This window comes from Cobetia amphilecti, from assembly GCF_032923285.1.
GTDB classification, from domain to species: Bacteria; Pseudomonadota; Gammaproteobacteria; order Pseudomonadales; family Halomonadaceae; genus Cobetia; species Cobetia amphilecti.
This window is the reverse complement of sequence record NZ_CP136695.1, coordinates 2,190,141-2,203,143: the sequence shown is the minus strand read 5'-3', so window position 1 is coordinate 2,203,143 and position 13,003 is coordinate 2,190,141. Positions and strand designations below refer to the sequence as shown.

13 protein-coding genes are annotated in these 13,003 nt (G+C 62.9%); 7 read left to right on the top strand and 6 right to left on the bottom strand.

Features of this window, described 5'->3' with window-relative positions; translation table 11 throughout:
- Positions 1 to 3 precede the first annotated feature (3 nt).
- Positions 4 to 1,470, bottom strand: coding sequence for an aldehyde dehydrogenase family protein (locus R1T44_RS09495; protein ID WP_153635662.1), 1,467 nt, complete (start codon positions 1,468 to 1,470; stop codon positions 4 to 6).
- A 135-nt stretch (positions 1,471 to 1,605) separates the two neighbouring features.
- Here R1T44_RS09495 and R1T44_RS09490 point away from each other — a divergent pair, with 135 nt between their 5' ends.
- Complete coding sequence (locus tag R1T44_RS09490; protein WP_052384432.1) at positions 1,606 to 1,818, top strand: DUF3820 family protein; 213 nt, start codon at positions 1,606 to 1,608, stop codon at positions 1,816 to 1,818.
- A 78-nt stretch (positions 1,819 to 1,896) separates the two neighbouring features.
- Here the strand turns inward: R1T44_RS09490 and R1T44_RS09485 are convergent, their stop codons facing one another.
- The gene (locus R1T44_RS09485; protein WP_153635660.1) at positions 1,897 to 2,985 is read right to left on the bottom strand and encodes an NAD-dependent epimerase/dehydratase family protein; all 1,089 of its coding nucleotides are present in this window, start codon (positions 2,983 to 2,985) and stop codon (positions 1,897 to 1,899) included.
- A gap of 61 nt (positions 2,986 to 3,046) precedes the next feature.
- Positions 3,047 to 3,430: a hypothetical protein gene (locus R1T44_RS09480; RefSeq protein WP_043332759.1), complete on the bottom strand. Its 384-nt coding sequence runs from the start codon at positions 3,428 to 3,430 to the stop codon at positions 3,047 to 3,049.
- Between the two features lie 176 nt (positions 3,431 to 3,606).
- On the opposite strand from R1T44_RS09480, the gene R1T44_RS09475 reads away from it, so the two are divergent.
- From R1T44_RS09475 to R1T44_RS09460, 4 genes are all read left to right on the top strand, one after another.
- A complete protein-coding gene (locus tag R1T44_RS09475) occupies positions 3,607 to 4,011 on the top strand; it encodes an ArsR/SmtB family transcription factor (RefSeq protein ID WP_052384434.1) in 405 nt (134 codons plus the stop codon).
- Positions 4,004 to 4,435 (top strand): arsenate reductase (glutaredoxin), encoded by a 432-nt coding sequence (gene arsC / locus R1T44_RS09470; protein ID WP_153635659.1) that lies wholly within the window; start codon positions 4,004 to 4,006, stop codon positions 4,433 to 4,435. The genes R1T44_RS09475 and arsC overlap by 8 nt, the downstream gene beginning before the upstream one ends.
- A 51-nt stretch (positions 4,436 to 4,486) precedes the next feature.
- Positions 4,487 to 5,236 carry an arsenical resistance protein ArsH gene (arsH, locus tag R1T44_RS09465; protein ID WP_317291917.1) on the top strand — a complete coding sequence of 250 codons (750 nt, stop codon included), beginning with the start codon at positions 4,487 to 4,489 and terminating at the stop codon, positions 5,234 to 5,236.
- Between the two features lie 61 nt (positions 5,237 to 5,297).
- A complete protein-coding gene (locus R1T44_RS09460) occupies positions 5,298 to 6,611 on the top strand; it encodes an arsenic transporter (RefSeq protein WP_153635658.1) in 1,314 nt (437 codons plus the stop codon).
- A 134-nt stretch (positions 6,612 to 6,745) separates the two neighbouring features.
- On the opposite strand, the gene R1T44_RS09455 is transcribed toward R1T44_RS09460, so the two are convergent.
- Positions 6,746 to 7,678, bottom strand: coding sequence for a LysR substrate-binding domain-containing protein (locus R1T44_RS09455; RefSeq protein WP_172978652.1), 933 nt, complete (start codon positions 7,676 to 7,678; stop codon positions 6,746 to 6,748).
- Between the two features lie 331 nt (positions 7,679 to 8,009).
- Between R1T44_RS09455 and putP the strand changes: the two genes are divergently transcribed.
- Both putP and R1T44_RS09445 read left to right on the top strand, forming a co-directional pair.
- The gene (gene putP / locus R1T44_RS09450) at positions 8,010 to 9,494 is read left to right on the top strand and encodes a sodium/proline symporter PutP (protein ID WP_153635656.1); all 1,485 of its coding nucleotides are present in this window, start codon (positions 8,010 to 8,012) and stop codon (positions 9,492 to 9,494) included.
- Positions 9,495 to 9,657: 163 nt separating this feature from the next.
- On the top strand, positions 9,658 to 10,527 hold the full coding sequence (locus tag R1T44_RS09445; protein WP_054556025.1) for an urea carboxylase-associated family protein: 870 nt from the start codon (positions 9,658 to 9,660) through the stop codon (positions 10,525 to 10,527).
- Between the two features lie 108 nt (positions 10,528 to 10,635).
- On the opposite strand, the gene R1T44_RS09440 is transcribed toward R1T44_RS09445, so the two are convergent.
- Together R1T44_RS09440 and R1T44_RS09435 are read right to left on the bottom strand one after the other, a co-directional pair.
- Positions 10,636 to 11,337, bottom strand: a complete 702-nt coding sequence (locus R1T44_RS09440) for an HD-GYP domain-containing protein (RefSeq protein ID WP_054556024.1) — start codon at positions 11,335 to 11,337, stop codon at positions 10,636 to 10,638.
- Between the two features lie 367 nt (positions 11,338 to 11,704).
- Entirely contained in the window at positions 11,705 to 12,598 is an 894-nt protein-coding gene (locus R1T44_RS09435; RefSeq protein WP_153635655.1) for a LysR family transcriptional regulator, read from the bottom strand.
- Between the last annotated feature and the right edge of the window lie 405 nt (positions 12,599 to 13,003).

Sequence of the window (13,003 nt, the reverse complement as noted above, 5' to 3'; positions counted from 1 at the left end):
AGATCAGAACGGGTACTGACGAGGTTCGACCTGCACGCTGACCCACTGATCGGTGGTGAACTCCTCGAGCACCCAGTCGCCATTGAAGCGCCCCAGGCCGGAGTTCTTCTCGCCACCGAAGGGTGCGCGCGGATCATCGTTCACCGGCATGTCATTGACGTGCACCATGCCAGACTCGACCTGACGCGCGAAACGCTCGCCACGCGCGATATCTGCGGTGAAGACGGATGCCGAGAGGCCATATTCGGTGCCATTGGCAAGTTCCAGCGCGTGCGCTTCATCACGGGCCTTCTGGATGCCGACCAAGGGCCCGAATATCTCGTTGCGGGCCAGACTCATGTCATTGGTGACATCGATGAACACATGCGGCGGCACCAGCTGGCCTTGTGTCTCACCCTCCAGCATCACCTTGGCACCCTCGGCCTTGGCTGTCTCGATCATCTCGAGCAACCCGTCACGCTGTTTGGCATTGATGATAGGGCCTATGACGGTGTCATCACCTGCGGGATTGCCCATCTTGAGCGCACGGGCGCGACCTACGAAGCGTGCCACGAAGTCATCATGGACCGACTCATCGACGATGATGCGATTGATGGCCATGCAGATCTGCCCCTGATGGAGGAACTTGCCCATCAAGGCTGCACTCACGGCTTGATCGATATCCGCATCATCGAGCACCACGAAGGGGCTGTTACCACCCAGTTCCAGGGCAACATGCTTGAGGTGATCACCACCGACGGCGCGCTTGCCGATGCCCTTGCCTACCTGGGTGGAACCGGTGAAGGAGATCAGCCTCGGCACTTCGTGATCCACGAAGGCATCGCCGATCTCGCTGCCGGAACCGACCACCACGCTCAAGACGCCGGCAGGCAGGCCCGCCTCCTCGAACAATCTGGCCAGCAGCAGGCCACCCGTCAGCGGCGTGTCACTCGCCGGCTTGATGACGACGCTGTTGCCAAGCGCCAGTGCCGGTGCCAGGGAACGCTGGGTCAGATGCAGCGGGAAATTCCACGGGCTGATGATACCGATAACACCCAGCGGCTTGCGAAAGACACGGCTCTCCTTGCCCGGCACCTGAGCCTCCATCGCCATCCCGGCCACGCGGTTGGCCATCGCGGCAGATTCCAGCGTGATCGCGCGAGCCGCGGCCAGCTCCGCCTGCGCCTTGATGCGGGTACTGCCGGACTCACGAATCAACCAGCCGAGCAGCTCCTCGCGTCGCTCATCCATCAGCTCCACCACCTTGTGCATCACGCCCGCGCGCTCGCTTGCCGGCGTCTGGGCCCAGTCAGGCTGAACATCGCGCGCCTTGCGATAGCTGGCGTCGAGATCCTCGGCGTTGGCCATGGAAATAGAGAGCAGAGAGCTCTGATCGAAGGGGTCCACCACCTCGAGCGTCTTGCCGGCTCGTCCGGCACGCCATTCACCGGCGAGAGGTAGCTGCTCCAGGTTCTGGTAATCGCGAGGCATGAGTCTCTCCGTGCTATGGGGTTACAGGAGACATGGCGATAGTGTGGCAAAACCCAACCACCGCAACTCAGCTATGCCAGAATGGCACCGCCAACTGAGAGCATCCCCCTACCGAAACCGAATGAGAGTCAAAGGATGAGCCCTGAAGACCTGCAGAAACTGACGACCCGCCAGATGCCCTATGGCAAGTATGCCGGACGCCTGATTGCCGACCTGCCCGGGGATTATCTGGGCTGGTTTGCGCGCAAGGGGTTTCCGCAGGGCGAGATCGGTCGCCTGCTCGCGCTGATGCACGAGATTGATCACAACGGGTTGAATGCGTTGCTGGAGCCGCTGCGGCGGCGCTGAGGGACTGAGGCGCTGAGGGAGTGAAATACAGAAGAGCTGCGCAAGCCGCAGCGTCGCGGACAAGTCAGCGAGTGGGAATCACGACAGGCGGCCGCTGGCCTCCAGTTGATCGAACATGTCGTGCAGCGTCGCCTCGAGGGGCCGGTAGATCAGACCCAGCTGCTCGCGGCTGCGGGTATTGTCGAAGACGAAGGGATGGCCCACGTTGCGCGCGACGACCTTGCGGGTCACTGCCTTGTTGGCCAGCGGACCCGCCAGCCACACCAGCCATTTGGGCAACTGGCGAGTGGGAATCGCGTACTGCGGGCCGGCGTGACGACGCAACAGGCGTCCCAGTTCGATGAAGCTTGAGGAGTGCCCGGAGACCAGATGACGCCCATTGGCCGTGGGCAGAAATCCTGCCGCCAGATGCGCCTCGGCCACATCCCGCACATCCACCACGCCCATGCCGTAATCCGGCGCGCCTATCCTGAGCGTGCCATCGCATAGCTGGGTCATCAGGCTGAAGGATTCGCCGCGCGTGTCATCGCTGATCGCGGGGCCGAGCACCAGCGAGGGGTTGATCACCACCAGCCGCCAGCGCGACTGCTGCTCGGCGATCTGCCAGGCGGCCTGTTCCGCCAGCGTCTTGGAATGGGAATAGGCCTGATGCTCAAGCGATGCCGTGGTGTTCCAGACACTCTCGTCGAAACAGCCGCGCGGCGTATCCAGCGCATCGGCATTGTCGCTGTAGATGGCGGCACAGCTGCTGGTCAGCACCACCCGTTCGACACTGGCGTGACGATTGGCCTCTTCCAGCACATTGCGCGTGCCCTCCACTGCCGGACGCACCAGATCGCGCTCAGGGTCCAGGACACTGACCACGAAGGGCGAGGCGGTATGAAAGACCACCCCACAGCCTGCCATCGCCTGAGCGTAGGAACCCGGTTTGAGCAGATCGCTGGCGAAGACACGTAGCTCCCCCGGCAAGCGCTCGCACAGTGCCATGAGCGCCGCCAGACGTTCGCTATTGCCGGGATCGCGCACGGCGGCATGCACCGTCAGGCCTTCTTCCAGCAAGCGACGAATCAGCTGCCCCGCCACATAGCCGGTCGCGCCGGTCACCAGTACCGGGCGCGATCGCTCCAGCCCTGCCAACAAGGCTTGCGTAGACGCATTGAGCGGCATGGACGGACTCCCGGAATGCAGTAAATGGCGATCTGACGGCACAGTGTGCGCGGCAATGGCGTCAGGCAGACAGCTTGACGAACCAGGTCCACAGGCCGCCCAGAATCAGCGACTCGGCGGCGAAGCGGAACAGATGGCGCATCTCGATGCCATCCAGCATCAGCCCCATCAGACGGGCCGTCATGATGCCGGCGATACCTGCCACCGCGAGCGTCACCAGCACCGGCAACACACCCAGGCCGATCGGCGGATACATCAACAGATACCCCACCGCGATGACCCAGCCCCAACGAATGCGCCGCGAGATCGCCGCGCCGGTCTCCTTCGGCACTGTCTGCGGCGTGTCGTTCGGGCCCTTGAAGCGGTTGACCAGCTCCGGCACTGCCGCCAGCAGTACCCCTGCGGTCAGCACGAAGCCGCCCAAAATCTGCAATACCATCATCATCGTGCCATCTTCCCTTGTCCGGTAATCAATGGCGCACATGCTACCAATACTGCCGGGCAAATGCCTGACCGGGATGCATCCCCCGGCATCGTCTCGTGCATCTTCCCATCTGCGGCACGCTGATCTATCATCACGCCATCGTCATTTCGACAAGTCTCGACATATGGACAGATCAAATGAATGACTCCGACAGCCTGCCCGACCCGCAGGCCACACTGGACACCTTCGCGGCGCTGTCCCAGGCCACGCGTCTGGACACGTTTCGCCTGCTGGTCCGCCATGAGCCACAAGGCCTGCCCGCCGGCGAGATCGCACGGCGTCTCGAGGTGCCGCACAACACGCTCTCGACCCATCTGGGCGTATTGAGCCGCGCGGGGCTGATCCACTCCCAGCGCGAAGGCCGCTCACTGATCTACCGCGCCAATCTCGAGCACATGCTCGCCACCGTGCAGTTTCTGGTACGTGACTGCTGCGCGGGCTCCTCGGTGGTCTGCGACCCACTGCTGGCCTCGCTCACCGTGCCCGACTGCAGCGCCTCTTCCACCCCCTGTGCTTCTCAGGAGCCTCGCAACGATGACTGATTCCGCCCGTTCTTCCGGCAAGATCACGATGTATCACAACCCGGCCTGCGGTACGTCACGCAATGTGCTGGCCATGCTCAAGGCCTCCGGCGAGACACCGGAGGTGATCGAGTATCTGGTCACGCCGCCGACGCGCGAGACGCTGGAATCCCTGATTGCCGCCATGGGAGGTGGCCCGCGCCCGCTGCTGCGCCGCAAGGGCACGCCCTATGACGAGCTCAATCTGGATGACCCGGCCTTGAGCGATGCGGCATTGATCGACTCCATGATGGCCCACCCGATCCTGATCAATCGCCCCATCGTGGTCACGCCGCAGGCCACGCGTCTGTGCCGCCCGTCGGAGGCGGTACTGGAGCTGCTGGACAACCCGGTCGCGCAATACACCAAGGAAGACGGCGACGTCGTCCACGCCCCCAGGACCTGAATCATGAACGCACACACTCCCGACACGTCGCACCTGCCCACAGGCGACACCATGACCAATGAACTCATGACCGACGAGATGAAAGCGGCACTCGCCGACCTGCCCAATATCGATGCCGAGCACTGGCGACCGCTGGAGATCGATCGCTTGGTCGGGCCGGATGCCCCGCGTCACGCGCCGCGCATTCTGGTGTTGTACGGCTCCCTGCGTGAGCGTTCCTTCTCACGCTTCGCCGCCGAGGAAGCGGTGCGCCTGCTGCGTGCCTTCGGTGCCGAGGTGCGCCTTTACTCGCCAGCCGGCCTGCCATTGCCGGATGACTGCGAGGCCGATCATCCCAAGGTGCAGGAGCTGCGCGAGCTGGCCCAGTGGTCCGAGGGCATGCTGTGGGCAAGCCCGGAGCGCCACGGCGCGATGACCTCGATCATGAAGGCGCAGATCGACTGGATTCCCCTGTCACTGGGCGGCGTGCGCCCCACCCAGGGCAAAACGCTGGCCATCCTGCAGGTCAGTGGTGGTAGCCAGAGCTTCAACAGCGTCAACCAGCTGCGCATTCTGGGCCGCTGGATGCGCATGCTGACCATCCCCAACCAGTCATCCGTGCCCAAGGCCTTCAATGAATTCGACGAGCATGGCCGCATGCGCCTGTCGCCGCTGTATCTGCGCATCGTCGATGTCTGTGAAGAGCTGATGAAGTTCACCTGGATGAACCGCGACCGCAGCGCCTATCTGACCGAGCGCTACTCGGAGCGTGTCGAGAGCGCCGAAGAGGTCTCCCGTCGCGTCAACCAGAGCACGATCTGACGCAATCCGCGGTCGCGCACGCGGCTTCTCAATTACTCTTCACCCTCGACAAGGAGACGTCATGCTTGCCTTGGCAATCTTCGCCATCACGCTGGCACTGGTGATCTGGCAGCCACGCGGGCTGGGCATCGGCACCAGCGCCCTCGGCGGCGCCGTGGTCGCGCTGGCCTGCGGCGTGGTCAATCTGCCGGATGTGCTGGTGGTCTGGGATATCGTCTGGGACGCCACCTTCACCTTCGTGGCGCTGATCATCATCTCGCTGATCCTCGATGAGGCGGGCTTCTTCAGCTGGGCCGCGCTGCATGTCGCGCGCTGGGGCGGCGGCAACGGACGCAAGCTGTTTCCGCTCATCGTGCTGCTGGGCGCGGTGATCGCGGCCTTCTTCGCCAATGATGGCGCCGCCCTGCTGCTGACGCCGATCGTGATCGCGATTCTGGTGCGCCTGGAATTCTCGGCGGCGGCCTCGCTGGCCTTCATCATCGCCACCGGCTTCGTGGCCGACTCCACCAGCCTGCCGCTGGTGATCTCGAATCTGGTCAACATCGTCAGCGCCAACTACTTCGACATCTCCTTCACGCATTACGCCGCCGTGATGGTGCCGGTCGATCTGATCGCGCTGGCCGCCACGCTGATCGTGCTGTGGCTGATGTTCCGCAAGGAGCTGCCCTCGCACTACGCGCTGGAGAAGCTCGAGGCACCATCGAGCGCCATCAAGGACCGCCAGGTATTCCGCGCAGCCTTCCCGCTGCTGGGGGTGCTGCTGGTGTCCTACTTCGTGACCGCGCCGCTGGGCATTCCGCTCGCCGTCGTCACCGGCAGCGCCGCGCTGATTCTGCTGGCCATCGCCGGGCGCTGGCTGGGCAGCGGTGATGCCGTGATCGAACTCGGCCCGGTGCTGCGCGGCGCGCCGTGGCAGATCGTGCTGTTCTCGGTGGGCATGTATCTGGTGGTCTACGGGCTGGGCAATGCCGGCCTGACCGATCACGCCAGCGACATCCTCGCCTGGCTTGCCAGTCAGGGCGAGCTGGTCGCCACCCTCGGCACCGGCGTGCTGGCCGCCGTCACCGCCTCGGTGATGAACAACATGCCTGCCACGCTGATCGGCGCGCTGGCCATCGACCACCTCACCACGCAGCAGGTCAGTGACGCGACGCGTGAGCTGATGGTCTACGCCAACGTGATCGGCAATGATCTGGGGCCCAAGTTCACCCCGATCGGCAGTCTCGCCACACTGCTGTGGCTGCATGTGCTCGATCAGAAAGGCCATCACATCAGCTGGGGGCAGTACATGAAGGTCGGCCTGGTGCTGACGCCGCCGGTGCTGATCGCCACCCTGCTCGGCCTGTGGGCCTGGCTGGGCGTGCTCAACGGCTGAGAGGCCGCCATCTCCTGGCCAAGGGCCATGGCTCAGGCCGTCATGACATGACCACTTGCACAAGAAAGCCCCGCCGAATCCCGGCGGGACTTTTGCGTTGCGTGCGTCATTGCCCGAGATAGAGATGTCCGCCGTCAGGGCTGGCGGCGGCTGACGATGACTCCGCTGTCGGCCGCTTCACCCTCGGCGGCGATCTGCGCGCGCATCCAGTTGCAGAATTGCTGCACGTGCCTGGCGGGCTGCGGGTGATGGAATAGCCAGTAGGCACGCTGGCGGTTCGCAGCCATCTCGAACAGGCATTCCAGGGTGCCATCCTCAAGCTCCTTGCGGATCAGGCGTGGCGGACACAGCGCGACCCCTTGCCCCGCGACCACCGCAGCACTCAGCAGACTGAAATCCTGATAGAGATCGCCCTTGTCGAGCTGGGAGGGATACAGCCCGCAGTTGTTGAACCAGTCATGCCAGGGCTGGCGCGACTGATCGTGGATCAGCTCCAGCTTCAACAGGTCTGCCGGCTGGGTCGGGCGGCGGTGATGCTCCAGATACAGCGGACTGGCCACCGGCTGGGTGGCCCCCGAGAACAAGCGGAACGCCTGTGATGCCTTGTCCGGGAGTTCGTCCTGCCAGGTGATCATCACATCGAGCTCCGGCAGCAGCCCACGCGCACTGATGCCGGCATATTGCAGGCTGACCGCGATATCGGGGCATTGCTCGCGAAAGCTGTTGAGCCGCGGGATCAGCCAGCGCACCGCCACCGAGGGAAGACAGCTGACGCGCAGCTGGCGACGCTGATGCACCCCTTGTGGGTCGACCTCGAATTCGGCCACCGACTGCTCGATTCTGGCAAAGCCGGCCTGCAGGCCATCGGCCAGTCGGCGCCCGGCGTGTGACAGCACCACGCCGCGTCCGGCCCGCTCCAGCAGACTGACTTCCAGCGTGGCCTCCAGGCGGCGGATCTGGTGACTCACCGCCGACTGGGTGATGTTGAGCTCATCCGCAGCCGCGGTGATGCTCCCCAGGCGTGACACGACCTCGAAGGCATTGAGCGATGACAGACTGGGTCGCATGGGATGTCCTTGATGACTGGCCTGGCCGGGGGCCAGAAACCGGGTGCCAGAAACTGGGTGCCGAGTTCCTGTGCCAAGCGCTGGGCTGAGTGCTTGCGAGCAGCGCCCTGATGGAAGAAAGGCGTCAACCAGCATGTGACGGCAACCCATGATATGAAGTCATAGGTTAAACGAAAAATGGTCAGTTTTCTGCAATCCACCTCATGGCTAAGGTGAAGGTGTCAGTGATATTGCCAGCTCCCCGCTGCTTGTTCCGCGCAAGCCTGCTGCAACACGACACCACTGGTGAACAATAACAAGACGCCTCGGCGTCACCATGAGGTCTCCTAGGATGAACTTACCTGTCCTGCTGTCGTTCGGGCTCTATCTGCTGCTGATGCTGGGCATCGGCATCTACTTCTATCGCATCACCCACAATCTGTCGGATTACATACTCGGGGGACGCGGCTTGCCGCCAAGCGTCGCGGCCTTGAGTGCCGGCGCTTCCGATCTCAGCGGCTGGGCCCTGATGGGCCTGCCCGGCGCCATCTTCAGTGGTGGCCTCTCGCAAGCCTGGATCGCGGTCTGGACCCTGGTCGGCGTCTACCTGAACTGGACCCTGGTCGCCGAGCGACTGCGCGTGTTCACCGAAGCGGCCGGCAATGCGCTGACGGTGCCGGATTATCTGGAAGCGCGTTTCGAAGACCGCTCACGCGTGCTGCGTACCCTGTCTTCCGTGGTCATGCTGGTGTTCTTCACCTTCTATGTCTCGGCGGGTCTGGTCGGTGGTGCCGTGCTGTTCGAAGGTCTCTTCGACATCGATTACCGCGTCGCACTGTGGTTGGGCGCGCTGGTCATCGTCGGCTATACCTTCCTCGGTGGCTTCCTCGCCGCCTCATGGACCGACCTCATCCAAGGCCTGATGATGGCCGCCTCGCTGTGTGCCGTGGCTGCCATGACGGCAGTGGCGCTGTTCGGCGATGGCGCAGCCGCCCCGGCAGCGGCGCAGGATGTCGCCCCCATCGGTGGCCTGATGGAAGGCGTGACCTTCCTGGGCATGCTGTCGCTGGCCGGCTGGGCGATCGGCTACTGTGGCCAGCCACACGTCGTGGTGCGTTTCATGGCCGTGCGCAAGCGTGAAGATATCAAGGTGTCGCGGCGTATCGCCCTGCTGTGGTCCGCCATCACCATGGCGGCTGCGGTATCAGTGGGCGTGCTGGGTTACTACTGGTTCGGCGGTGAGCTGGGTGGCGGTCTCACGGACAGCGAGCGTGTCTTCATCTCCCTGAGCCAGATCATGCTCAACCCCTGGGTGGCAGGCTTCATTCTGGCCGGCGTCCTGGCCGCGATCATGAGCACCGTCGATTCCCAGCTGCTGGTCTGCTCCAGCGCCATCGCCGAAGACATCTACCGTGGCCTGATTCGCCCCAAGGCAACGCAGAAGGAGCTGGTCTGGCTGAGCCGTGCCAGCGTGATCGGCATCGCACTGCTCGCCACCGTGATGGGCAGCGAGCGTGACAGCAGCATCCTCGGCCTGGTGTCCTACGCCTGGGGTGGCTTCGGCGCCGCCTTCGGTCCCGTCATCCTGCTGTCACTGTTCTGGCGTGGCATGACCCGCAATGGCGCCATCGCCGGCCTGCTGGTCGGTGCCCTCACCGTCGCGATCTGGAAGCCGCTGAGCGGCGGCCCGCTGGAGATATTCGACATGTTCGAGGTCGTACCCGGCTTCCTGTTCGCCCTGATCGCCGTCGTCATCGTCAGCCGCATGAACGCAGAACCTGCCGCCAGCGCCTGCTTCGACCGTCTGATGAAGCACTGGCGCCGCGAACAGGCATGACCCCGCGCAGGGGGATCAAGAATTTCTCCCTGCGCCCTGCAGATACCGCCACTGCCGGTCATCACACTTGCCGGCAGTGCACGAAAGCCCCCAGCCGGGCAGCGAATTCTAGGCAGTCCGGCCTGGTCATCAGATCCAATTTCGATTTACGAGGAGTCCTGTCATGAGTGATGTACCTGCCGCCTATCAAGCCAGCAAGGGTTCGATTCTGGACGTCGATCGCGACTTCTACGACAGCCTCACCGAAGGCAAGGCCGAGCGCACCCTGGTCGCGACCCATACCGTGCCGCTGCGCGATGGCCTGGCGTGGGAAGTGCCGGCGGGCCACGTGCTGCGCATCAAGATCACCGAAGGTTCACAGGTCGGCGATTTCAACATGTGGAACCTGCACAACCCGCGTGAGCGCATGTGGGCGTCTCGCACCCGCCAGCTGCAGCGCGCGCATGTCAGCACCTATGATCGCCTGTGGTCCACACTGCCCTACCTGCGCCCGATGGCGACCATCATCGATGACACCCTCGCCGACTATGGCGTCGATGCAGAAGGCGGTCGCGTGCATGACCTGCTGGGCACGCGCTGCGACCCCTACGTCAATCGCCTGCTGACCGGCGAGGACTTCGATCACCACTGTCACTCCAACCTGGTGCGTGCAGTGGAGCCCTGGGGCCTGACCGAATTCGATATCCACGATGTGCTCAACATCTTCCAGTGCACCGGCCTCAACAATGAAGACAAGTACTTCATGAAGGCCTGCCCGGCACGCAAGGGTGATTACCTAGAGTTCTTCGCCGAGACGGACCTGCTGTGCGCGATGTCCTGCTGCCCGGGTGGCGATCTGTCAGTGGACCTGTGGGGCCCTGATGCGCGTGACCCGCTCGAGACCTGCAACCCGCTCGGTGTCGAGATCTACCGACTGGAAGGCGATGTTCTCGCAGGCTGGGAGTCGCCCAAGGTCGCGGCTTACGCTGGCAACCACGGCCGCCAGCACCCCACCACCGACTGGGCCGCCATCAAGCGTGAGCGCTGCTGCTGATGCGACTTCTGGTACGCTGACCGCCTTTATCGAATACTGATGTAACAAAGCCCCCTGCCGAGACTCTCGGCAGGGGGCTTTGTCATTTCGTGAATGGACATCGCCGCCTTATCCCCGGCTTGTCTGCTCATACAAACGGCGATGTTCGGCGTGCAGCGATGTCCAGAGCGGCGCCATGCGGGCAATCAGGCGAGGATCAAACTGCTTGCCGGATTCCTCGCTGAACAATCCGACCAGACGCTTCAACGACCAACCCGGCTTGTAGGCGCGCGGCGAGGCCAGGGCATCGAAGACATCCATCATCGCGGCTACCTGACAATGCAGTGGCAAGGCACCCCCGGTGGACCCGGCAGGATAGCCTTGGCCATTCCAACCCTCGTGGTGGGTGATCGCCACCAGGCTGGCCAGCGCTCTCAGGGGGCCGCGCAGCGTAAACAACAGGCGCCCGCCGTGACTGGCATGATCGCGCATCGTGACGCGTTCCTCATCACTGAGCGCACGCGGGGCATTCAGAAGCTCCGTCGAGATCCCGACCTTGCCGATATCATGCAGCAAGGCCGCGCTATGCAGATCATGCAGTGGCACCTTGCGCTGACCGGACGGCAACAGCCTTGCGTAGAGAAATACCGTCAGCCCCGCCACCCGCCAGGAATGCGCCAGGGTATCGCCATGATGACGATGAAGGAGGCGCGCCAAGGCCAGGACCCCGGGTTCGAGCGTCTTCGCCCCGGGCGGCGGCTTGAAGAGGTAATCCGGCAAGGGGGCATCACCGGCGGGCGCGAATCGCGTCGCGCACAGGGCATGTTTCATGGGGGCTCCCTGTTCAATCTGCCTATCAAGGGTCGTGAGTCATCAGGGGGCGCATGATCGATGCACCAGATAGGGTCGCATCAGCCCAAAATGACGAATGCCTATTTGTCGTTCGTTTTTTAGATTTGTGTTTCACATCCGTCTCGCAAGCTCGGGCCTTCATATCCGCTTCGAAGACCAGCTCTTCCAAGACCCTGCACTTGCTAAAAAGGGCTTGCTAAAAAGGACTTGATAGACAGCACGTGATAAAAAGTACCTGGTGAATATTAGGCGATAATAATGACGTGTCTCAATGTTTCCTTCATCAAATCTTTACCTTATTCGTATTGCAGCAATGACGCATACCGCGCTCAGAGACGCGCGCATATCATCTCGCGAACCATTCCAGCAGATGCTCGATCAAGCGCACCGTGCGCAGCGGACGATGGCGCTCACGATGATAGATCAATGACAACGGCACATCCGCCGGCTGCCAGTCACTCAGCAACTCCTGCAGCTCTCCTCTCGCGATGGCTGATTCACAGTAGAGCCTGGGCACGCGAATGATGCCATTGCCGGCGATGGCACCACTGACCAGCACATGCCCGTTGCGGCACTCAAGCTGGCCACCCACGTCCACCTGCAACTCGCGAGACTCTGCCCCGCGCGTGGTGAAGGACCAGCGCGAGACCGAGCCAACCAGGCAGCGGTGATCCACCAGCTCGCCGGGCGTGTTCGGCGCGCCATGGCGAGCGAGATAGTCGGGGCTGGCCACCACCACGTAGGGCAATGTCATCAGCGGACGCGCGATGAAATCGGCATCCTCGAGGGCGCCCATGCGCAGGGCGATATCGAAATCGTCACGAATCAGGTTCACGCGATGACTGCTGAAATCCAGCTCCACCTGCACTTGCGGCCATGTCTGCATGAAGGCATGCACGGCGGGTGCCAGCAGCCGCTCGCCGATCGGCCCGCCGACGCTGTTGATGCGCAGCCTCCCGCGCATGGCATTGCGCTCCTCACGTACCAGCGTCACGATCTGGGTGATGTCACCCAACGCACTGCGACACTGGGCATGCAGCAGATGACCGCTCTCGGTGAGTCGCAACGAGCGTGTCGAACGCTGCATCAGCGACACGCCCAGTGCCTGTTCAAGCGCAGTCACCTGTTTGGAGACCTGCGACCGCGACACGCCCAACTGATCGGCGGCGCGGGTGAAGCTGCCATGATCCGCCGTCATGACGAAGGCACGAATATCGGCCAGAGGAAGCGACTCGAGCATGGGGCTCTCCAGAGGTGTGATGTCGAGAGGGAACACAGAGGCAGGCACGCCAAGACACTCAATCGAAGATACTCGACCGAAGACACGTAATTGAAGACACGGGATCGAAGACAGTCAGTCACGGAGCATCATGCCAGCAGTCTACCAGCCGCATCGACGTCTTCTGTCACAAGGTCTTCAAGACGACAAATGGCGCGTGAAGATCCTTGGCGTTAGATAACGCATACAAAAAGGGGCGCTGATGAGCGCCCCTTTTTATTTCTAGATCACCAGCCCATTACCAGATCACCAGACCATTACCAGATCACCAGTCTATGACCAGGTCACCAGATCACCCGACTTCCGAAACTGGCTTATATCGTCTGTCTTGCCTGTCTGGATGCCGTGACTGTCTATATGTCGTGA